Annotated in this window: 21 protein-coding genes and 1 riboswitch; of the genes, 12 read left to right on the top strand and 9 right to left on the bottom strand. The window is 53.1% G+C overall.

Translation table 11 applies throughout. The features are described 5' to 3' along the window. Positions 1-13 precede the first annotated feature (13 nt). The 3 genes from LH23_RS02275 to sfmF are packed head-to-tail and all read left to right on the top strand — an operon-like array spanning position 14 to position 4165. Entirely contained in the window at positions 14-2608 is a 2595-nt protein-coding gene (locus tag LH23_RS02275; protein WP_039287873.1) for a fimbrial biogenesis usher protein, read from the top strand. 27 nt (positions 2609-2635) lie between these two features. Beyond that, a complete protein-coding gene (gene fimH / locus LH23_RS02270; RefSeq protein WP_039287871.1) occupies positions 2636-3640 on the top strand; it encodes a type 1 fimbria D-mannose specific adhesin FimH in 1005 nt (334 codons plus the stop codon). Between the two features lie 9 nt (positions 3641-3649). Further along, complete coding sequence (sfmF, locus tag LH23_RS02265) at positions 3650-4165, top strand: fimbria assembly protein (RefSeq protein ID WP_039287868.1); 516 nt, start codon at positions 3650-3652, stop codon at positions 4163-4165. 74 nt (positions 4166-4239) lie between these two features. Here sfmF and fimZ read toward each other — a convergent pair whose 3' ends face one another. The 4 genes from fimZ to fimW all read right to left on the bottom strand — a co-directional run bounded on the left by fimZ (position 4240) and on the right by fimW (position 7748). Beyond that, entirely contained in the window at positions 4240-4872 is a 633-nt protein-coding gene (fimZ, locus tag LH23_RS02260; RefSeq protein WP_039287865.1) for a fimbria biosynthesis transcriptional regulator FimZ, read from the bottom strand. Positions 4873-5436: 564 nt separating this feature from the next. Next, complete coding sequence (locus tag LH23_RS02255; RefSeq protein WP_039287862.1) at positions 5437-6177, bottom strand: hypothetical protein; 741 nt, start codon at positions 6175-6177, stop codon at positions 5437-5439. 8 nt (positions 6178-6185) lie between these two features. Continuing rightward, positions 6186-6893 (bottom strand): EAL domain-containing protein, encoded by a 708-nt coding sequence (locus tag LH23_RS02250; RefSeq protein ID WP_039287859.1) that lies wholly within the window; start codon positions 6891-6893, stop codon positions 6186-6188. A 252-nt stretch (positions 6894-7145) separates the two neighbouring features. After that, a complete protein-coding gene (fimW, locus tag LH23_RS02245) occupies positions 7146-7748 on the bottom strand; it encodes a fimbria biosynthesis transcriptional regulator FimW (RefSeq protein ID WP_039287857.1) in 603 nt (200 codons plus the stop codon). 213 nt (positions 7749-7961) lie between these two features. Here fimW and tsr point away from each other — a divergent pair, with 213 nt between their 5' ends. Continuing rightward, the gene (gene tsr / locus LH23_RS02240; protein ID WP_039287855.1) at positions 7962-9626 is read left to right on the top strand and encodes a methyl-accepting chemotaxis protein; all 1665 of its coding nucleotides are present in this window, start codon (positions 7962-7964) and stop codon (positions 9624-9626) included. 52 nt (positions 9627-9678) lie between these two features. On the opposite strand, the gene LH23_RS02235 is transcribed toward tsr, so the two are convergent. Continuing rightward, a complete protein-coding gene (locus tag LH23_RS02235) occupies positions 9679-10614 on the bottom strand; it encodes a LysR family transcriptional regulator (protein ID WP_039287851.1) in 936 nt (311 codons plus the stop codon). A gap of 178 nt (positions 10615-10792) precedes the next feature. Here LH23_RS02235 and LH23_RS02230 point away from each other — a divergent pair, with 178 nt between their 5' ends. After that, complete coding sequence (locus LH23_RS02230; protein ID WP_039287844.1) at positions 10793-12127, top strand: MFS transporter; 1335 nt, start codon at positions 10793-10795, stop codon at positions 12125-12127. A gap of 15 nt (positions 12128-12142) precedes the next feature. Further along, positions 12143-13309, top strand: coding sequence for a M20 aminoacylase family protein (locus LH23_RS02225; protein ID WP_039287841.1), 1167 nt, complete (start codon positions 12143-12145; stop codon positions 13307-13309). Positions 13310-13358: 49 nt separating this feature from the next. On the opposite strand, the gene ubiK is transcribed toward LH23_RS02225, so the two are convergent. Further along, positions 13359-13619 carry a ubiquinone biosynthesis accessory factor UbiK gene (gene ubiK, locus LH23_RS02220; RefSeq protein ID WP_039296297.1) on the bottom strand — a complete coding sequence of 87 codons (261 nt, stop codon included), beginning with the start codon at positions 13617-13619 and terminating at the stop codon, positions 13359-13361. Between the two features lie 122 nt (positions 13620-13741). Further along, positions 13742-13890: riboswitch (FMN riboswitch) on the top strand. Positions 13891-13984: 94 nt separating this feature from the next. Here ubiK and ribB point away from each other — a divergent pair. Both ribB and ygiD read left to right on the top strand, forming a co-directional pair. After that, the gene (gene ribB, locus LH23_RS02210; RefSeq protein WP_008460907.1) at positions 13985-14638 is read left to right on the top strand and encodes a 3,4-dihydroxy-2-butanone-4-phosphate synthase; all 654 of its coding nucleotides are present in this window, start codon (positions 13985-13987) and stop codon (positions 14636-14638) included. Between the two features lie 178 nt (positions 14639-14816). Further along, the gene (ygiD, locus tag LH23_RS02205; RefSeq protein ID WP_039287838.1) at positions 14817-15605 is read left to right on the top strand and encodes a 4,5-DOPA dioxygenase extradiol; all 789 of its coding nucleotides are present in this window, start codon (positions 14817-14819) and stop codon (positions 15603-15605) included. A gap of 33 nt (positions 15606-15638) precedes the next feature. On the opposite strand, the gene LH23_RS02200 is transcribed toward ygiD, so the two are convergent. From LH23_RS02200 to tolC, 3 genes are all read right to left on the bottom strand, one after another. After that, positions 15639-16799 (bottom strand): glutathionylspermidine synthase family protein, encoded by a 1161-nt coding sequence (locus LH23_RS02200; protein WP_039287836.1) that lies wholly within the window; start codon positions 16797-16799, stop codon positions 15639-15641. 6 nt (positions 16800-16805) lie between these two features. Beyond that, positions 16806-17483, bottom strand: coding sequence for a DUF1190 family protein (locus tag LH23_RS02195; protein ID WP_008460913.1), 678 nt, complete (start codon positions 17481-17483; stop codon positions 16806-16808). A 169-nt stretch (positions 17484-17652) separates the two neighbouring features. Continuing rightward, complete coding sequence (tolC, locus tag LH23_RS02190; protein WP_039287833.1) at positions 17653-19137, bottom strand: outer membrane channel protein TolC; 1485 nt, start codon at positions 19135-19137, stop codon at positions 17653-17655. Positions 19138-19349: 212 nt separating this feature from the next. On the opposite strand from tolC, the gene nudF reads away from it, so the two are divergent. The 4 genes from nudF (at position 19350) to yqiA (ending at position 21957) form a co-directional block, all read left to right on the top strand. Next, complete coding sequence (gene nudF, locus LH23_RS02185; RefSeq protein WP_039287831.1) at positions 19350-19982, top strand: ADP-ribose diphosphatase; 633 nt, start codon at positions 19350-19352, stop codon at positions 19980-19982. Between the two features lie 2 nt (positions 19983-19984). Then, entirely contained in the window at positions 19985-20410 is a 426-nt protein-coding gene (locus tag LH23_RS02180) for a DUF1249 family protein (RefSeq protein WP_039287829.1), read from the top strand. Between the two features lie 144 nt (positions 20411-20554). Continuing rightward, entirely contained in the window at positions 20555-21382 is an 828-nt protein-coding gene (gene cpdA / locus LH23_RS02175) for a 3',5'-cyclic-AMP phosphodiesterase (protein WP_039287827.1), read from the top strand. Further along, on the top strand, positions 21382-21957 hold the full coding sequence (gene yqiA, locus LH23_RS02170; RefSeq protein ID WP_039287825.1) for an esterase YqiA: 576 nt from the start codon (positions 21382-21384) through the stop codon (positions 21955-21957). The genes cpdA and yqiA overlap by 1 nt, the downstream gene beginning before the upstream one ends. Positions 21958-21986: the final 29 nt, after the last annotated feature.

The raw sequence follows: 21986 nt of genomic DNA, 5'->3' as shown, positions 1-21986 counted from the left end.
AAGCAGGTAAATCATGAAGAGATCAGTCTCGCGTAAGGTGTTTACGCTAGCGCCGCTGGCGGCGACCATTGTGGCCTCACTCTGGCCCGCGTTCGCTGCCGCCGAGAGCTATTTCAACCCGGCATTTTTGTCGGACGATACCGCGACGGTGGCGGATCTGTCTCGTTTCGAAAAAGGCAGCAGTCAGCCGCCGGGCGTTTATCGCGTAGACATCTGGCGCAACGATGAATTTGTTGCCACCGAAGACGTGCATTTTACCGCGACAGAATCGAAAGTCCCTGCTTCTGAAGCCGTGAAGTCCGGCGGGCTGACGGCCTGTCTCGACGTTGACTGGCTCAAGCGTCTTGGGCTGAATATGCTGGCGTATCCTGAGCTGGCAAAATATAAATCCGGCGAGTGCGTTCCCGTGACGACGGCGGTACCCGGCGCTGAAGTGAGCTATGACTTTTCGCGCCTGCGGCTTGATATTAGCCTGCCTCAGGCCTCTTTAATCAACAGCGCCCGTGGCTACATTCCGCCCGATCAGTGGGATGAAGGGATCCCCGCGGCGCTGCTGAACTACACCTTCACCGGCAACCGTGGCACTTACAACGACAGCTATTATCTGAACCTGCAAAGCGGCCTGAACCTGGGCCCGTGGCGTCTGCGCAATAACGGCGCATGGAACTACACCAGCGGCGATGGCCACCACCAGAATCAATGGCAGAACATCAGCACCACGCTGCAGCGCACGATTATTCCGCTCAAGGGCGAGCTGGTCATGGGCGACAGCAACACCGGCAGCGATGTGTTCGACAGCCTCGGGTTTCGTGGGGCACGCCTCTATTCTTCCGACAGCATGTACCCGGACAGCCTGCAGGGCTACGCGCCAACCGTGCGCGGAATTGCGCGTACCAACGCCAAAATTGTTGTCCGCCAGAATGGCTACGTGATTTATCAGAGCTACGTTTCTCCGGGCGCGTTCGCCATCAGCGATCTTAACCCGACGTCTTCAAGCGGTGACTTAGAAGTTACGGTAGAAGAGAAAGATGGTTCTGTGCAGAAGTACACCGTGCCTTATTCCACCGTGCCGATGCTGCAGCGTGAAGGTCGGTTTAAATATGACGTGGTGATGGGGGATTTCCGCAGCGGGAATAATCAGCAGGATAAGCCGTTCTTTACTCAGGGTACGCTGATTGCCGGTCTGCCGAATGGCTACACCGCCTATGGCGGGACACAGCTGGCAGAACGCTATACCGCCGTCGCGTTAGGTGCCGGTAAAAACCTTGGTGACTGGGGGGCGATTTCGCTCGATCTTACCCATGCACGCAGCAAGCTGGCGGATGACAGTGAGCATCAGGGGCAGTCGCTGCGCTTCCTGTATGCCAAATCCCTGAGCGGTTACGGAACCAACTTCCAACTGCTGGGCTATCGCTATTCCACGCGCGGTTTTTACACTCTGGATGATGTGGCTTACCGGAATATGGAAGGCTACCAGTACGAGTGGCAAAACAACGACAGCAATCGCCAGGAGCTGGTGGCGACCAGCTATCACAACCTCCGCTACAACAAAAAGGGCCGATTTCAGGTCAACATCTCCCAGTCGCTGGGCGATTACGGCTCGGTCTACGTTTCCGGTAGCCAGCAAACTTACTGGGGAACCGATCAGGACAATACCTGGTACCAGCTGGGGTACTCCAGCGGTTGGCGCGGGATCAGCTACTCGCTTTCCTGGTCGTGGAGTAAGTCGCTCGGCCTGGCAGACACCAACCGGATTGTCGCCTTCAATATTTCGATTCCGTTTAGCACGCTGCTTGGGCACGGTTATTCGCGCGATACGGCGTTGGATCGTGCCTATGCCACGATGGCCACAAGCCGCAGCTCTGACGGCAAAAACAGCTGGCAAACCGGGGTCGGCGGCACGCTGTTGGAAGGCCGTAACCTGAACTACAGCGTCAGCCAGGGGCATACCAGCAATAACGGCTATTCCGGCAGCGCCACCGCCAACTGGCAGGCAACGTACGGTACGCTTGGCCTGGGCTACAACTATGACCGCAATCAGCATGACTTCAACTGGCAGGCTTCCGGCGGCGTGGTCGGCCATGCGGACGGGGTGACTTTCAGCCAGCCGCTGGGAGATACCAACGTATTGATTAAAGCGCCAGGCGCTTCCGGAGTCAGCATTGAAAACCAGACCGGGGTGAAAACAGACTGGCGCGGCTATGCCGTCATGCCGTATGCCACGGTTTACCGCTACAACCGCGTAGCGCTGGACACCAACACAATGGACAACCACACCGACATCGAAAACAACGTTAGCAGCGTAGTGCCGACGGAGGGCGCGCTGGTTCGTGCCACCTTCGACGCCCGAATTGGCGTGCGGGCGATCCTCACCGTTAAACGCGGTGACCGCCCGGTGCCGTTTGGTTCCGTGGTGCGGGAAGAGCAAAGCGGCGTGACCAGCATGGCCGGTGACGACGGGCAGATTTACCTCAGCGGTCTACCGCTGAAGGGCAAGCTGTTGATCCAATGGGGCGACGGGAAGGGTTCCCAGTGTCGCGCCAACTATTCCCTGCCGGAAGAGAGCCTGAAGCAGGCTGTCGTCATGGCAACCGCCACCTGTTCATAGCGTGCGGAGAGAGTCAGGAAGATGAAAATGAAACTGAACAATGTTATTGCGGGTGGCTTGCTGCTGGCCTGCGCAGGCCCTGCTGCTGCGACGGTTTGCTACAACTCAAGCGGCACCGTCACCGACGTCTCCTACGATCTGTCGGACAAATTTAACAGCAGCAATAACAACGTTGGGCAAGTGATTACCCTGGCGGAAAAAACGCAGTGGGTCGGGGTGAATGCCACCTGCCCGGCCGGCACGAGCGGTAACACGACGATGCGAAGCTACGTGACGGATTTGCCCGTTCAGGAAGTTGTGGGCAGTTATCAGTACCTGAAGATTAATGATTATCTTAACGGGGCGATGCAGATCACCGACAGCTATGCCGGTACGTTCTACCCGCCGCGCAATTACATTCAAATGGGGAGCCACCCCAACGTCTCTAAGCAGCAGCCTTTTGGTGTGCAGGATTCGAAGCTGGTGTTCCGTCTGAAGGTGACGCGCCGGTTTATTAACATGGTGCCTATCCCGAAACAGACCATGTTCCGCGTCTATGTGACGACACGTGGCTCAGATCCTTTAAGTACGCCGGTTTACACCATCAGCTACAGCGGCAAAGTTGAAGTCCCGCAGACATGCGAAATCAACGCCGGGCAGGTAGTGGAGTTTGATTTTGGCAGCATCGGGGCATCGTTATTCAGCCAGGCCGGGGCCGGTAACCGCCCGCAAAGCGTGACCCCGCAAAGTAAAACGGTCGGCATCAAATGCACCAATATCGATGCCCAGGCTTACCTCACGCTGCGCCTTGAGGCAGAGAAAAGCAGCGGCAATATGATGATCTCCGATAACAGCGATTTGGGCTTTATCGTGGCAAACGCCAGCGGGACTCCCCTGACGCCAAACAACCTTGGCAGCAAGATTAATTTCCAGCTGGATGACGCCGCGTCGGCAAGAGTGGGAATTCGCGCCTGGCCGGTCAGCGTGACGGGCGTTAAGCCGAAGGAAGGGCCGTTCACGGCCCGTGGCTATCTGCGTGTTGATTTCGATTAAGGGGGCAGGATGAACAAATTTTTCCTGAGCGCGCTGGCCTTGCTAGTGCTCATGCCCTCTGCGAAAGCGGCCACTCCGCTGGGTGAGATCAACGTTGAGCTGCGTGGCAATATCGTGGATTACACCTGCGTTGTAGAGACGGGAAGTGATAACAAGACCGTGAAGCTGGGCTCGTGGCCGACCAAACAGCTGCGCACTGCCGGAAGCACGACGCAGGCAATGCCGTTCAACCTGAAACTAACGGGCTGTCCGCCGAGCGGCACGGCATCCATCACCTTCAATGGAAAAAGTACCGGGACAGGTCTGCTGGCGCTCAACGCGGCCAGTACGGCGAAGAACGTGGCCATTGAGCTACTGAATGAGGATAAGTCCCGATTGTTGCTGAATAATGCCAGTAAAACGATGCAGGTTGATGCGAACGGTGATGTGACGCTGAAGTTTTGGGCCAACTACATTGCCACGGCAGACAATGCGGATGCCGGGCTGGCCAATGCGGATGCGACGTTTCTGATTAATTATAACTAAATGCGTTTTAATGATTCCAGAAAATAACCGGGAGAAGGTTCCCGGTATTTCCGCTTCCAGTGCGTGAAGGTCCCTTATAGCAGTTCGTGCACCTTGGCATAGTCAATCAGCTCGACAATGGAAGTGAGTCCGAGTTTAGAGAATATATTAGCTTTATGTGCGCTAATGGTTTTATTGCTAAGCAATAGCTGTTCGGCAATCTCTTTATTCGACAACCCGTTTGCCAAATAGCGTAAGACGGTAACTTCGCGATTGGATAACGGCATATCGTCCATTGTTCCCCGACGAGATTTATGGCTACTGATAAAGTGCAGCGTCTCAGAAGGGAAAAAGGAGTAGCCAGACAGCAACATTTCAACCGCGTTAAATATATCTTCCTGTTCCTTACGTTTGCTCACAAAACCGTTGGCACCAGCCTGAATCGCGCGTCCGGCGTAAAAAGACTCTGATTTTGATGACAGGAAAAGGATCTTGGTATTTTCCTGTATTCCTTTGATTCTCTTAAGCAATGTGAAACCGTCGGTGTTAGGGAGTTCAATATCAAGAATCACCAGATCGACCGGATTCGCTCGCATATAGTCGATAACTTCCCGACCATCATCTGTTTTTAAAACAACATTAATATCTTTATTTCTCTGGAGCAGGACTTCTATCGACATTCTGACAATAGGGTGTTCGTCCATAATGATTACGGATGCCGGTTTCATTTTTTTTGCCTCGATTGTTTGATAAAAACATCGCTTTGACACAGCGTCAATGGCAGCGAAAGTGATAAACAGTGAGTTGGCGGTTGCCGGTCTTTATGCGGGAACCTCCTTGTTTGCTTTAAAACTTATCCCTTTTTTAAATTCGTTATTCGTAGCGGAGAACGACTGCCTAAATAACTTCACATTTAAACGTTATAAATGCCCTGGCAAATATAAATATGTGATGGAGTGATTATACAGCGCAGTTTTTGTGGGAAAAGTCTGATGTTCCTGGGGGGCATCTGAGTCAATACGAAATGCTGTGTAGTTAATTGGCCTTTTTCTAAATTGAATTAACTCACCTTAATTTTAAGTTAGGTTGGTTTGAAAGACTTTTTATTGCAGAAAAAATGACATTTAGTTCTGATTGTTGTTAATTTGTTTTGGATCAAAAAGTGCTGAATGGCGGCAGGGCGGAAGAATTGCTTCCAGGAATAGTTGTAATTGTTATTATTTTGTTGGTTTTTAACTCAAGTTGAACATAGAAATTAAGTAAATTCTTAAAATATCTTATCACTCAGTAGGTTAGTCCGATCGCCAATGTGCGTTATTTGCAACAGAAATTTCATGAAGCAGATGCAGCATTTTACTGCGTTTATCGAGGCCCAGTCGGGCCAGCAAAACGTTGAAGCGGTAAACGACGTAATGATAGGGTTTATCCAGTAAAAGGGCGATAGATTTCAATGACTCTCCGCGGCCTAGCGCCAGTAAAATAGCCCATTCTCTAATGGAAAAACCGGGGGTGTCGTACCGCGTGGTCAAATCGGTGTCGTAACAACTTAGCGCCTGTTTCAGTTTGTCCGGCGGCAGACGACGCTCTACGAGTTGGCAGTCCACGGCCAGCAGAATAAATCGCGTAACTTCAGGTTTTCGTAACGCGCTAAGCAAGATGATTTGGGACTGCGGCGTGGCGATTATCTGTTGGCGAATGGTCTGCAGAATTTCAAACGTCGGTGTCTCCAGGCTGTCGAGGTCGATGATCAGACGGGGTACAGAGGAGAGTGTTTGATGCGCGATGACGTCATCCAGTGAAGAGGAAACCGGAATGTTAAGGTGTTGAAAAAGATTGCCGGTGATTGCGTGGCTGAGAAAGCTGTCGGCAGAAATCAGGATGGCGTCGGGCTTCTTTGGTTTTTGTCCCCCAATCAATTGCTGCTGAAGATATTCGAGTCGATCAAAAAAAAGTGGCGCTGTGTAGTTGGCGGGGTTTAGAAAATAATCAGTCCGACTACGACGGTGTTTATTTCGCCTCATGGCTGCGCACATAAGCCTCCTCACAATGACAATGTATCAGAGAGCAGCCAACGTTTATGCGGCCATAAATAGCCCTGCCCAAGATTGGCACCTGACTGGCGAGCAAGTTCGAGATGTTGCGTGTCTTCGATACCTTCAATGACAACCTGAGGTGATATATCTGCGCACTGTGCAACCAATTGCCTAAGTGCCCGGCGGTTTTTGCTGAGCGTCCAGAATGCGTGTTTATCAATTTTTACTCCGCCGACATCAATGGCGTAGCGGTGGAAGCTTTCAATACAGCCGTCGGTAAGGTCATCAAGCCAGACCGATATCCTTTGTTGCTGTAACAGCTTAATTCGCTCACACAGGCAAAGCTGATGCTGCGTGGAGCACAGACCGAAAAGTGGAGCATCCTGTATCTCAATTGTTATCCATGATTCGCAAACATCAAGCAGGTGTGTGAATAGCCGATCGTCAATCAACGCCATAAGAGGAAGGTTAAGGCAGTATCTGCCGGGTTTTTGTCGGGACTTCAGCAGTTCGGTTTGCTGGCAAAAAAGTGCCACGCTGTCGGAAGCCGGCAGATTTGCAAAAAAAGCGTCAGGATCGCGCGACGGCGTTAGCTGACTGAGTACTTCGTAATGAATAACGTGTCCGCTGAATAAATTAACAATCGGCTCCAGGCGGAGGCCGGATATATGCTGGTTAACAGATAATAAAATGTTATCGCTAGAAATATTTATCATTATTTTGTCGCTAATTGTGACAATTATTACGGAGTTGCTGTTCGATCAATGACCTGAGAGAAAGAGGTCGTGCACTTTCAGCAAATTTGGAGATTATTCTGAGCGTATTCTCTCAGCGCTACGAAAGGGTGAATAGCAGGGATGGCTTATTCCAGGTTGCGAAAATTCGCAACCCTGAAGTGTGAAGGGAGTGTTTTTTTAATAATTAAGAGTAATTCCCTGGCATAATAAGAAAGTACTTAATCAATGGATTCAATCCAGCAAGAAAGGCAAATTGAGCTTGATATAATTCATGAGTTTATATTGGCTCTTGATATTAAGTTTTTTCATAATCGACAGTCGTTTATCTCGCGCTGCATTTTCATCGATATGCATAATAAAAGCCGCATCAATCAGCGAGTAACCACAGGCCATTAGCTTCAACAGCTCGCGCTCCTGCATGTTGAAATGCCGCGTTGTGCAGTAGTGGCAAATAGATGTAGGCACCGGCAGCGTGTTTTTTTTACGCCGTTCGGGATCTATCCAGGGGGCCAGCTTGAGCCTGACATCTTCGACCTCATCCTCACGGTAAATAGACGGCAGCATATACAGGCAGGGGCGAAACATCAGGTTCTCCTGATCCTGCTTTTTGCAGATGAGGATCACCCTCTGATGGCGCGTCGTCTGCGGTATTTTGTAGCAGTTGGCCGTTGACCAGTTGTCATCGAGTGCGAAAAAAACCAGATCCGCGACATCCTGGTGCGCCAACGGTAGGAAATGATAAGTCTCGCTAAACTGATGACAGAGCTGCTGGATAATAATTTTAATGCCATTGGCAAAATGGCTATTTCTTTCACAGATAGCAACGGTGAGCATGCCTTCCTCCGGGCTGGTTGACTATTAAAAAAATGATAGTGAAAAAAACTCGGGTTATGAATGTGTTACGACTTAACCCCGCAGGCGTGGAGGATGAATTATTGCCAGGCCATTTCCTGGGAGTAGCAGAAAAAACGGCAAAAAAACGCTTTGGGTAAAGTTTTCTGCTGTTACGCCGATGATTAAGACTTGTCTTACAGGGAATGAGAAGCAATGTTAAACCGTATCAAAATCGTTACAAGCTTACTGGTCGTCCTGGGGCTGTTTGGCATTTTGCAGATAGCTTCCGGTGGGTTGTTCTTCAACGCGCTGAAGCAGGACAAAGAAAATTTCACCGTTCTACAAACCATTCGTCAGCAGCAGTCAACGCTGAACGGCAGTTGGGTCGCGCTGCTGCAGACCCGTAACACTCTGAACCGCGCCGGTATTCGTTACATGATGGATGCCAATAAAATTGGCAGCGGTGCAACCGTTGAAGAATTGATGGCGATCGCCAGCACTTCGCTGAAACAGGCTGAGGTTGAGTGGGCGGCTTATGAAGCTTTACCGCGCGACCCACGTCAAAGCGACACGGCCGCACAAGAAATTAAGCGCAACTACGATATTTATCACGGCGCGCTGGCGGAGCTGATTCAACTGCTCGGTGCGGGGAAAATTAATGAATTCTTCGATCAGCCAACCCAGGGGTATCAGGACGGCTTTGAGAAGCAATACGTTAACTATCTGCAGCAAAACGATCACCTTTATCAGGAAGCGGTCGACAGCAGCAATAGCTCCTACAGCATGGCGATTTGGATCCTGATTGGCGTCCTGATTGTGGTACTGGTAGTGATCCTTGTGGTCTGGCAGGGGATCCGCACCACGCTTATCTCTCCGCTGAATCGCCTGATCGAAAGCATTCGCCACATCGCCAGCGGCGATCTGGTGCGCAAAATCGACGTGGAAGGCACCAACGAGATGGGCCAGTTGGCCGAGAACCTGCGGCATATGCAAAACGAGCTGGTGATTACCGTGGGCGAGGTCCGCAACGGCGCGAATGCTATTTATAGCGGCGCCAGCGAGATTTCCATCGGCAATAACGACCTCTCTTCTCGTACCGAACAGCAGGCGGCTTCGCTTGAGGAAACGGCTGCGAGCATGGAGCAGCTGACTGCCACGGTGAAACAGAATGCCGAGAACGCCCGCCAGGCTAGCCAGCTGGCGTTGAGTGCGTCTGAAACCGCGCAGCGCGGCGGCAAAGTCGTGGACAATGTGGTGCATACCATGAGTGAAATTGCCGGCAGTTCGCAGAAAATTGCCGACATTATTAGCGTCATTGATGGAATCGCCTTCCAGACCAATATCCTGGCTCTTAACGCCGCCGTTGAAGCTGCCCGTGCGGGCGAGCAGGGCCGTGGTTTTGCCGTGGTAGCCGGAGAAGTCCGTAACCTGGCGCAGCGTAGCGCGCAGGCCGCGAAAGAGATCAAAACCCTGATTGAGGACTCGGTCAGCAAGGTGGATACCGGCTCAACGCTGGTTGAAAGCGCCGGGGAAACCATGGGGGAAATCGTGAATGCGGTGACCCGCGTGACCGATATCATGGGCGAGATTGCCTCTGCTTCTGACGAGCAAAGCCGCGGGATCGATCAGGTTGGATTGGCGGTGGCAGAAATGGATCGTGTGACCCAGCAAAACGCCGCCCTGGTTGAGGAGTCTGCCGCCGCAGCCGCTGCGCTGGAAGAGCAGGCTAGCCGGTTGACGCAGTCCGTTTCCGTGTTCCGTATCGCTCAGGAGCGCCAGGCCAAAGCCCAGGCCGCTGCGCCAAAGGTTGTCGCGACGACGCCTGCACCGCGTAAAGCCGTAGCCGCAGCGTCTGACGACAATTGGGAAACCTTCTGATTCGGTGATTTTCAGTGAAACAAGGCGGATAGCTCAGGCTTATCCGCCTTTTTTATATTCTCGCCACCATCTCCAGTGCGTCGCTGTCCTGGAGCCAATCGCGCGAATTGATCCTCAGCATTTCCATAAAAGTTGTTCCCGCAGTGGAAAGTCGTCCAAGGCTGGGGCAAACGATATTCACGCTGGTTGCCGGCAACACTTCTTTGAGCGTGAGTGGACGAAGGTTTTTTTCATAACCTGGGAAGCGCAGCCTGACCGATGTCCACATGCTGACAATGGGTGCCTGCTCCATCATGCGCGCCATAATCCACGGGGAAGAACAGTGAACAATCGTCGGTGGTAGCGGCAGGTTATAGCGGCGAAAAACCTGGCCCAGAATAGAGTGTTCCCCTGGTTCATCCCAGTCCAGCCAGGGAAATTGCATCAGACTTTTCAGCGTCGTGGTGTGGGTAACGGGGTGATGTTCGCCGGCAATAATGGTATTGCTCAGTGCGTAGAGTGTCTCGTGATAAAACGTACCGATGGGCGTTCCGCTCGCGCTGGTCATTACCGCCATATCCAATCTCTGATTCGCCAGGGCATCCAGGATCTGGTGCGGCCTGCCTTCCATCGCGGTTAGCTTCACGCCTGGGTATCGTGTCTGATACTGACTCATTGTGGTACAGAAGGGGCCGTAAGAGGCGGCGGAGGTAAATCCAACGCGCAACTGGCGCATAGCTTTCCCGAGCAGATTATCTATTTCATCTCTTGCCTGATGTAACGATCGATCAATATCTCTGGCATGGCGCAACAGCACTTGCCCGTACTCATTCAACGTCACGCCCCGTGATGAGCGTTGCAAAATTGGCATGCCGATTTCAGTTTCCATCTCCTGAATGGTCTTGGAAATGGCGGGTTGAGTGAGATGCAGCGCCCGGGCTGCCTTACCAATGCTGCCTTGTGCGGCAACCTCTAGCAATACATCTAACTGATTTAGTTTGATTTTCATTTGTTACCCCGCCTTGTGTCACCGCCATAGTGCAAAAAATGTGCTTTCAGGATAGGAAGAATATAACCAAAGGCATAACTAATTTTTATGTTTGCGATGTTCTTTTTTTATGCAGATAGTCGAATCACTCCCCGGAGTAACAACACAACATGCAAAAAATAATTAGAAGGAAGTGAGCATGAAATCATCTGCCAGTTCTGCCTCCACAGCCAGTGGGTTGATAGCCGCGGTGCCGCCTCTGAGCCGCCCAGTGGAAGAGCGAACCAGCGCTAAGTCGCTGGTGGCTGTGACATTGGGAAACGGATTAGAAATCTATGATTTCGCGGTGTACAGCTTCTTTTCGGTCATCATTGGTCACCTCTTTTTCCCCTCCAGTAATGATTATGTTTCTCTGCTGCTGGCGGTCGCGACTTTTGGCGTCGGTTTTGTCATGCGCCCTTTGGGGAGTCTGGTGTTGGGCAATTATGCAGACAAACATGGCCGCCGTTCAGGAATGACGCTGATCCTCGGGCTGATGGCACTTGGTGTCATGCTGGTGGCGTTTGCGCCGACTTACAGCCAGGCCGGGATTGTGGGGCCAATGGTGCTGATAGCCGGGCGTTTGCTCCAGGGATTTTCTGCCGGAGGAGAAATCGGCGCGGCGACCAGCTGGCTGATGGAGGCCGGGGATAAATCCCGCCGCGGGCAACGCGTGAGCTGGCAGATGACCAGCCAGGGGGGAGCGGCGCTTTTTGGTGCGGCCATGGGCGCGGGATTGAGCCATTATCTCAGTGAAGAAGCCTTGTACGATTGGGGCTGGCGCGTACCCTTTATTCTGGGCCTGGCGATCATGCCCATTGGCATGTACATCCGACGTCACCTGCCGGAAACCCATCATACTGAATCAACTCCCCAGAAGGAGAATTCGGCAAAAACTCTCTGGCGGGAACATCGCCGTGCGCTGTTGCTCGGCATTTTGCTGATAATGAAAGGCACAACAACGTTTTACATTATTATTTATTACATGCCTGCCTATATGGTGAACACGCTGCATATGCCGGCGGCAACCTCCTACTGGATCAGCCTGACGGCAGCGCTTATGACACTCCTGATCCCCTTTTTTGCCGGAAAGCTGGCGGACCGTCTGCCCCGACGTAAACCGATCATGACTATTTGTTTTTCCGTGTCGCTAGTGCTGATTTGGCCGATCTTCGCGTCGATCCTTAACGGCATGCCGCTGTTTATCACTATCGCGTTAATTGCTGTCGATCAGGTGCTCGCTAATGTTTGCACTGTGGTGCTGTTTTTGCTGCTGCTCGAAGCATTTCCGCAAACGGTTCGGGCCTCGGGGATCGGTATCGTTTATGCCGTTGGCGTAACGCTGTTTGGCGGCTTTGCACAATTTAACGTGACCTGGTTACTTAAAGTGACGGGGCAGCCGATGACGCCGGCATGGTATCTGATTTTTTGCTCTTTCGTTTCGCTGGCGGCGCTGTTTGCCTGGCGGGAACGGAAAACGCTACCCGATGCTTAATACAAGGAGCTATCTATGTTGATTAAAGAGATTCTGGATCGTGAAGAAGAGATGATCGCCATTCGGCGTGATTTCCACCAGCACCCGGAACTGGGTTTTGAAGAGTTTCGCACCAGCGATCGTATTGCTGAGCTGCTGATGGGCTGGGGTTACGAGGTACATCGCGGGTTAGGAGGCACCGGGGTAGTTGGGACGTTAAAAGTGGGTAGCGGCGGTAAAAGATTGGGGATCCGCGCCGATATGGATGCGCTGCCGATGCAGGAGCAAACAGGGCTGCCGTGGGCAAGCCAGGTCGAAGGTAAAATGCATGCATGTGGGCATGACGGACACTGTGCCATTTTGCTTTCGGCGGCCTGCTATCTGGCGGAGAAGAAGCCTTTTAATGGGACATTACACCTGATCTTCCAGCCTTCTGAAGAAAAGATCGGTGGTGCTAAGCGCATGATCGACGATGGCCTGTTCAGGTTATTTCCGTGTGATGCGGTGTTTGGCCTGCATAATTTCCCCCTGATCCCCGCCGGTCAATTTGTGACAAAACCAAGGGCGCTGATGGCATCTTCTGACAGTCTGACGATCACCCTGGAAGGCAAAGGCGGGCATGGTTCGATGCCGGAGCACTGTATCGATCCTACCATAGCTGGGGCATCTATTGTGATGGCGCTGCAGACTATCGTCTCTCGCAATATCGATCCTCAGGATTCAGCTGTGGTTACCGTGGGCAGCCTGCAGAGCGGCACAACGCACAACATTATTCCTCATAGCGCCGTGCTGAAACTGAACATGCGTGCCTTTAAAAAAGAGGTGCGTGAGGCGCTCAAACAAAGGGTTGAGACTCTCGTCCACGCTCAGGCGGAAAGTTTTGGCGTGAAGGCCAGTATTGAAGTGGATTTTGGCTATCCAGTGACGATAAATAACGAAGCGCAAACGGCCTTTGCGCTTCAGGTTGCCCGGGATACATTCGGCCCAGATAAAGTCGCTGACCCTCAGGAGGTTAAGAGTATGATGGGCAGTGAGGATTTCTCTTTTATGCTGGAAGAGGTGCCTGGTTGTTATATCTGGCTGGGAACGGCGACGGGGAAAGACGACTACTCGGTACATCATCCGCTGTATCAGTTTAACGACGCTTGTATTTCGGTAGGCGCAACATATTGGGTCCGGTTGAGCGAGGCATTTTTGCGCTGAGCCTTTCCCCCAGGCGCTTTCCTTTGCGGGAGCGCCAGGGGGATGGGGATTACTCGGCGTCTTTCGGGACTTCGCGGTTTTCCAGTTCGGTCAGACGCTGCTCCAGCAGAGCCAGTTTCTCGCGGGTGCGCAGCAGCACCTGAGTTTGCACGTCAAACTCTTCGCGGCTCACAAGGTCAAGACGGGTTAACTGAGACTGAAGGATCTGGCGTACTTTCTTCTCCACATCATCCCCGAACTCACGAATCCCTTTCGGCATAGACTCATGGACCTGGCGGGCGATTTGTTCAATTTTTTTCGGGTCAATCATAGCGGCTTCCATTATCTGGCGAGTAATAGGGCTAATTGTAATGCCTGATTGCCAGGGGATAAACTGGAAATGTTGCCTGTGTAATCGTTGCCCACAAAAATGATTAGCGCTATAGTGAACCTGCTTATTCTCAGGGCGGGGCGAAACTCCCCACCGGCGGTAAATCAGCGAACGCTGAAAGCCCGCGAGCGCTTCAGGCTTTGCCTGAAGGTCAGCAGATCCGGTGTAATTCCGGGGCCGACGGTTAAAGTCCGGATGGGAGAGAGTAACGATCACGTCAGGCCCTGGCCTGCCCGCGTTATTTTTTTAGCTCCTAAGACTGCCCTGATTCTGGTAACCATAATATTAATGAGGTTTTTATTACCATGAATCAGACGCTACTTTCTGCATTTGGCACCCCGACTGAGCGCGTTGAGCGTGCTCTTGATGCGCTTCGCGAAGGCCGTGGCGCCATGGTTCTCGACGACGAAAATCGTGAGAACGAAGGCGATATGATCTTCCCGGCTGAAACCATGACCGTTGAGCAAATGGCGCTGACCATTCGCCACGGGAGCGGCATTGTCTGCCTGTGCCTGACCGACGAACGCCGTAAACAGCTCGACCTGCCGATGATGGTTGAAAATAACACCAGCGCGTTTGGCACCGGGTTTACCGTGACCATCGAAGCGGCGCACGGCGTGACAACCGGCGTTTCTGCGGCCGACCGCCTGACCACAGTTCGTGCGGCGATTGCCGATGGCGCTAAGCCGAGCGACCTGCACCGCCCTGGTCACGTTTTCCCACTGCGTGCGCAGCCGGGCGGCGTGTTAACTCGTGGCGGCCACACTGAAGCCACTATCGACCTGGTTTCTCTGGCTGGTTTCAAACCTGCGGGTGTGCTGTGTGAACTGACCAACGACGACGGCACCATGGCGCGCGCGCCGGAGTGCATCGAGTTCGCCCGTAAACACAATATGGCGGTTGTGACCATCGAAGATCTGGTGGAATATCGCCAGGCGCAAGCGCGTAAAGCTAGCTAAAAAAATAAAGCCCGGTCAGCACGATCGGGCTTTTGCTTTTCATTCCTGCCTGGCTGTTTTCGTCTTTTCTGACCTGTTCAAAATTTCTGATGATCATCATCATGCTTATCTGAGTTCTTCCCACAAAAATTGGGCGTAATCTGTGTGTATTAAATCTTAGCCATTTAAGGACACCATCATGACAAGCCCACGTATGCCCGCGCTGTTCCTTGGCCACGGTAGCCCGATGAACGTGCTGGAAGATAACCGCTATACCCGCACCTGGGCCCAGCTTGGCGAAACGCTGCCGCGGCCAAAAGCGATTGTGGTGGTGTCGGCCCACTGGTTCACCCGTGGAACGGGCGTGACTGCGATGGAAGCGCCGAAAACGATCCACGACTTTGGCGGTTTTCCGCAGGCGCTGTATGACACGCATTACCCGGCACCCGGTTCACCTGAGCTGGCTCAGCAGCTGGTTGATCTGCTGGCGCCAACGCCGGTTGCGTTAGATAAAGAGGCATGGGGCTTTGACCATGGCTCTTGGGGCGTGCTGATTAAGATGTACCCGAATGCGGATATCCCGATGGTGCAGCTGAGTATCGACAGCACGAAGCCAACAGCCTGGCATCTGGAGATTGGCCGTAAACTGGCCACGCTACGTGACAAGGGCATTATGCTGGTGGCGAGCGGTAACGTGGTGCATAACCTGCGCACGGCACGCTGGCACGGTGAAAATACGCCTTACCCATGGGCCGAGTCGTTTAACGACTATGTTAAAGCGAACCTGACCTGGCAGGGGCCTGCGGAACAGCATCCACTGGTGAACTATCTCAGTCATGAAGGCGGCTCATTGTCTAACCCGACGGCGGAGCATTTCCTGCCGCTGCTTTATGTGCTGGGCGCGTGGGACGGCAAAGAGCCGATCACGATCCCGGTCGACGGTATAGAGATGGGATCGCTGAGTATGCTGTCGGTTGTGGTGGGATAAAGAAAAGGCGCCTTTCGGCGCCTTTTTCAACGTTTATTCAACAAAAATATGCGGATAGAAACGGGAAAGATCCTGCGTAATAAGCTCGCGATCCTCACGAATCCCGATCCCGGCAGGTTGATCGTTAATCAACCAGCTGCCAATCAGCGTATAGCTGTCGCCGAATTTTGGTAGCTGATAGAACTGCTGGACGATCATGCCTTCTTCGCCATATGGCCCGTCAACGCGCGCGATCTCCTGGCCATTCTCGATGATCTTCACGTTGGCGCCTTCGCGAGAGAAGATCGGCTTCACGACGTATTTTTCCATCGGCGGGAAGTTATCTTCGGCGAAATAGGCTGGCAACAGGTTAGGGTGGCCAGGGAACATCTCCCACAGCATCGGCAGCAGGGCTTTGTTGGAGATAATGCTTTTCCAGGCTGGCTCTAACCAGCGCACGCCCGCATCTTCCAGCTTGGTAGAGAACATCTCACGGAGCATGAATTCCCACGGGTAGAGCTTGAACAGGTTGCTGATAACCTGATCCTGCAGATCGGTAAACTGACCTTTCTCCCCGAGGCCAATTTCCTCGATAAAGAGGAACTCGCTGGCGACGTCAGATTCGGCAGCGCAGTCCTGCAGATACTGCACGGTGCCGCGATCTTCGACTGTGTCCTGGCAGCAGGCAAAGTGCAGCAGATTGAAGCCATGCTGCTGCTTCAGTTCGGCGAAACGCTCAATCAGCTTTTCCTGCAGGCTGTTGAACTGGTCTGCGCCTGCGGGCAGGTTGCCCGCAGCCACCTGATCTTCGAGCCAGATCCACTGGAAGAAGGCCGCTTCGTACAGCGACGTTGGCGTATCGGCATTGTTTTCCAGCAGCTTGGGTTCACCGACGCCGTCCCACGCCAGATCCAGGCGGGAATAAAGGGAGGGCTGCTGGCTACGCCATGACTGGCGAACAAATTCCCAGGTGTGTTTTGGAATGCGGAAACGGGCCATCAGCTCATCGCTGGCCACCACTTTTTCCACAACCTGCAGGCACATTTGATGCAGCTCGGCGGTCACCTCTTCCAGGCGTTCAACCTGAGCCAGAGTGAGTTTGTAATAAGCGTCTTCACACCAGTACGGCTCCCCGTACATGGTGTGGAAATTGAAGCCGTATTCCGTGGCTTTTTCGCGCCAGTCCGGGCGCTCAACGATAGAAACTCTTTCCATGATTTATCAGCCGCCCATCGAACGGCTGCTGCCGGAGGTGGCGCTGCTGCGCTGCATGGTGGATTGCTTGGCCACTGACTCACCAAAACCGCCGCGAGTCACCGTTGAGGTTGTAGCAGGTTTTGGTGCCATCGCGCTTTTCGGGACGGTTGTCGTCCGGCCAGGGGTGGCCGCGCCGTAGCTTTTACCGCTGGCATCGGCGTACTTGCCGTAAGCCGGGCTGGCCGGGTTTTTTGAGGTAAACAGCGGCTGCTGAGCAAAGCCCGCGCCGCCGCCCATCAGACGGCCCATCATGTAGCCCGCCATCAGCGGCATCCAGAAGCTGCCGCTTTGCTGCGGTTGAGCCTGAGCCTGGCTTTCACCGGCAAGGCTTGCCTGAGCAGGCGCTGGCTGGCACTGGCCTTCGCCAAACTCGGCAACGCAGGCTTCACGGGAAGCGTACTTCGGTGCAGTGCGCTCGGCTTCTTTCAGAGCGTTATTATAGGCGGTGGTACATTCCGCGCTTTTGCTCGGGTTTGCCTGCGAGCAGTCGTCCGCGTTTTGGTACATAGAGACGGTTTCGTCGCTTTGTTCACAGCCGGCCAGCATAAAGACGGCGGTGACAGCCAACGCCACCGGCGTTAAATGGCGTGCGTTCCAGCTTTTGCGGAACGATGAATGATTTATATTTTTTGTCCGTTTCATTTAATCAGTCCTGAGCCCAGTAGGTTTGGTGCTAAGGATAGGGGATGAGCGGTTGAAAATGAAGCGATGTAGGCCTGTTGGCAGGAGATCTTTACGTTGCCTTACGTTCAAACGCGAGGCAGAAAAAAAGGGGCGTAAAAATACGCCCCTTTCGTTGGCATTCCGGCGATTAATTAGCGAATGGGTTCGCTTTTTTCCCGCTGGTGGCCGCTGCCGGAGTGGCATGGGCCGCTTTAGTGGATGTGGCTGCTGGCGTAGTGTTGTAGCCATCTGCACGGGCATCCTGCTCTGGGGTTTCCGGCGCAACGCTGTCCGCAGAGGTTGAAACCGGTTTGCCCAGCGTGTTGTTCAGCGCAATCAGATCCTGCTCGTTCAACGTACCCAGCGCTGATTTGATATTCAGCTGGTTAATCAGGTAGTTATAACGCGCGCTGGAGAGTTGCTGCTTGGCGTTATACAGCGTAGTGGTCGCATCCAGCACGTCAACGATAGTACGGGTACCGACCGAGTAACCGGCTTCCATCGCATCCAGGGAGCTTTGCGCAGACACAACGGCCTGTTTGTAAGCGTTGATGGTGCTGATAGAGGCGTTCACGTTATTAAAGGAAGAACGCACGGTCTGGACGACGCTGCGGTGCGCGCTTTCCAACTGCTCGCTGGCACCCACAAAGTTGTACTGAGCCTGTTTAACCTGAGAGTTAACCTGGCCACCCTGGTACAGCGGCAGGGAGAAGCTCAGGCCAACCTGGTTCTGCCCTTTGTAGCTGTTGTCATACGCCGAGTTACTCCCGGTTTTAGAACCATTGTAGCTGCTGTTAGTGACGCCGCTGGACGCGTTCAGGCTCAGGGTCGGCAGGTGGCCGTCTTCAGCCAGACGAATTTGTTCGCGTGCAAGATCCTGGCTCAGGCGAGCCTGAAGCAGGCTAAGGTTGCGTTTCTCAGCGTCTTTGAGCAGGTTGTTGACTGCATCTGGCTTGGTGGTTTTGAAACCGTCCACATTCAGGGACGCCAGGCTCAGGTAGTCGTTCCCGGTGACCTGACGCAGTGATTCCACCGCGTTGTCCAGATTATTACGGGCGGTAACTTCGTTCGCCAGTACGGTGTCGTACTGCGCGCGGGCGTTCTGCACGTCAGTGATAGCAACCAGGCCTACGTTAAAGCGCTGAGTGGTTTGATCCAACTGACGGTAGATGGCCTGTTTCTGCGCTTCAGTATAAGAAAGCGCGTCAATGGCGCTCAGCACGTTAAAATAGGCTGTGGCCGTGTTCAGAATCAGAGACTGTTGATCGGTCTGGAAGCTGACGTCCTGAATCCCTGCGGTTTTTTCCTGCAGGCTCAGTGCGCGCCATTTCGACATATCAAAAATGGTTTGCGTCAGTTGTAATGTTGCACTGGTCGTGTTGGAGTTAATGCCATTAGAGTCGCGAAAACCGTTGCCGTAGGTGTAATCTGCACCCAGACCCAGCTGTGGCAATAACGGGCTGCGAGCTTCATTAATTTTTTCGAATGCGGCGTCACGGTCAGCAGCGGATTTACGCAGGTCCGGGTTGCTGGTGCGGGCCTGTTGATAAACCTGCAGCAGGTTTTCTGCCTGGCTCATGGCGCTGAAACCCGTTAGGCTCAGACCGATAAGAATGGGGAGCAGTTTCTTCATTTGCATTCCTTGTTGTGAAGCAGAATTATTTTGTTTAACGCCGACAGGAGTCAAAGATGATCGCCGATTCTACAGATTCCGTCAGCCGGGCAGGTTGGCGTAAAGTGCCATCTACCTTAATTTTCACCAATCTACCACATCAAAATTGAAAGGGCAGTTAAGCAGGGTTGAAATCGCCCGGCCAGCGCCCATTTGCCATCAGGACATCATTTATGAATAAGTCAGAAAAGCTTGCGGCTACTTTCGCCAAAAAGGATGTAGAAATTATTGCACGGGAAACGCTTTATCGTGGCTTTTTTTCACTCGATCTTTATCGTTTTCGCCATCGTTTATTCAACGGCGAAATGAGTGGCGAAGTGAAGCGCGAAATTTTTGAGCGCGGTCACGCTGCGGTGCTGCTACCCTATGACCCTGTGCGCGATGAAGTCGTGCTAATAGAGCAGATTCGTATTGCCGCCTGGGACACCAGTGAAACCCCATGGCTGTTGGAAATGATCGCCGGCATGATTGAAGAAGGTGAAAGCGTAGAAGATGTTGCGCGCCGTGAAGCCGTAGAAGAAGCAGGCCTTGCTGTGGGCCGGACCAAACCGGTTCTAAGTTATTTAGCCAGTCCTGGCGGTACCAGCGAACGGCTGTCTATTTTAGTCGGCGAAGTGGATGCCACTCAGGCCAAAGGTATTCATGGCCTGGTGGAAGAAAACGAAGATATTCGTGTTCATGTGGTCAGCCGGGAGCAGGCTTACCAGTGTGTCGAAGAGGGGAGCATCGACAACGCGGCATCGGTCATCGCTTTGCAATGGCTGCAGCTGCATTATGAGCAACTAAGAAAAGAGTGGAACCACTGATTATGAAGCGCTATACCCCTGACTTCCCCGAAATGATGCGTTTGTGCGAAACCAACTTCGCGCAGCTGCGCCGCCTGTTGCCAAAAAATGATGCAGTGGGTGAAACGGTAACCTATCAGGTTAATAGCGCCAGATATCGCTTAACTATCTCAGAATCAACGCGTTATACAACGCTGGTGGAAATTGAACAAACGCAGCCCGCGGTGAGCTACTGGAGCCTGCCGTCAATGTCGGTCAGGCTGTATCACGATGCGATGGTCGCGGAAGTGTGTTCAAGCCAGCAGATCTTTCGCTTCAAAGCGCGATATGATTATCCGAATAAAAAGTTGCATCAACGCGACGAAAAGCATCAAATTAACCAGTTTCTTGCTGACTGGCTGCGCTACTGTTTAGCGCATGGAGCAATGGTCGTGCCCGTGTATACCTAGTTTTTTAGGGATCAGGACGGCTAACGGCACAACGCCCTGAATAAATGGATGATATTGATACCCTGAATGAATCGAGCTGCCGCCTGGATATCAGCAGCTTAAGTGTGGTGGGTAGTAAGTGTGCGTGAAACCTAAGGACACCATTTGGAAAGCCTGTTAACCCTTCCTGTGGCCGATGGAGGCCGAATCAGGATATTGCAAATAACCGATACCCACTTGTTCGCGGGAAAGAACGAAACGCTGCTCGGGATTAATACCTGGAAGAGCTATCAGGCGGTGCTGACCGCCATTCTCGCCGAACAGCGTGCCTGCGACTTACTGGTGGCAACCGGGGATTTGGCCCAGGATCACAGCGTGGAGGCTTATCAGCACTTTGCTGAAGGGATCTCCCGCATTTCTGCGCCTTGCGTTTGGCTACCGGGTAACCACGATTTTCAGCCTGCGATGTTTAACGCCCTACAGGAGGCCGGTATTTCCCCGGCCAAGCGCGTTTACATCGGTGACCACTGGCAAATCTTGCTGCTGGACAGCCAGGTTTTTGGGGTTCCTCACGGTGAACTGAGCGATTTCCAGCTGGAGTGGCTTGAGCGTCAGCTAGCTGCGGCTCCAGAGCGTCACACGTTACTTCTGCTTCATCACCATCCTCTTCCTGCTGGCTGTAGCTGGCTGGATCAGCACAGCCTGCGCAATGCTGCCGCACTGGATGCCGTGCTTAAGCCGTGGCCGCAGGTGAAAACGCTGCTTTGTGGGCACATTCATCAGGAACTGGATCTCGACTGGAACGGCCGCAGAATGCTGGCCACGCCTTCGACATGCGTCCAGTTCAAACCCCACTGTGCCAATTTCACGCTCGACACCATTGAGCCGGGTTGGCGCTGGCTCGATCTTTACCCTGACGGCAGCCTGACGACGGAAGTTTGCCGTTTGCAAAGCGGTAAATTCAGTCCTGACACGGCTTCTGAGGGTTATTGATGCCTGCGTTACTGTATCTGCACGGGTTTAATAGCTCTCCGGCCTCCGCAAAAGCGACCCGTTTTAAGGCATGGCTGGCTCAGCATCATCCTGAAATTGAGATGATTGTGCCTCAGTTACCGCCGTACCCGGCAGAGGCCTCCGAACTGCTGGAATCGCTTGTGCTTGAGCGCGGAGGAGAGCCTCTTGGTATCGTGGGATCTTCCCTCGGCGGCTATTACGCGACCTGGCTTTCGCAATGCTTTACTCTGCCTGCGGTGGTGGTTAACCCGGCTGTTCGTCCTTTTGAGCTGCTGGTGGGCTATCTTGGTAAAAACGAGAACCCCTACACCGGGCAGCAATATGTGCTAGAGTCACGCCATATTTACGATCTGAAAGTCATGCAGATTGACCCGTTGGACGCGCCAGACTTGATTTGGCTGCTGCAACAAACGGGCGATGAGGTGCTTGATTACCGCCAGGCCGTAGCCTACTACGCGCTCTGCCGCCAGACGGTGAAACCCGGTGGCAATCATGCCTTCACGGGCTTCGAAGATTATTTCACACAGATTGTCGACTTCCTCGGCTTGCGCTGAGGCCTGACGGCCGATTTCCTGTTTCGCTA

The organism is Cedecea neteri (assembly GCF_000758305.1).
Taxonomy (GTDB): Bacteria; Pseudomonadota; Gammaproteobacteria; order Enterobacterales; family Enterobacteriaceae; genus Cedecea; species Cedecea neteri_C.
This window is presented reverse-complemented; position numbering and strand designations above follow the sequence as displayed.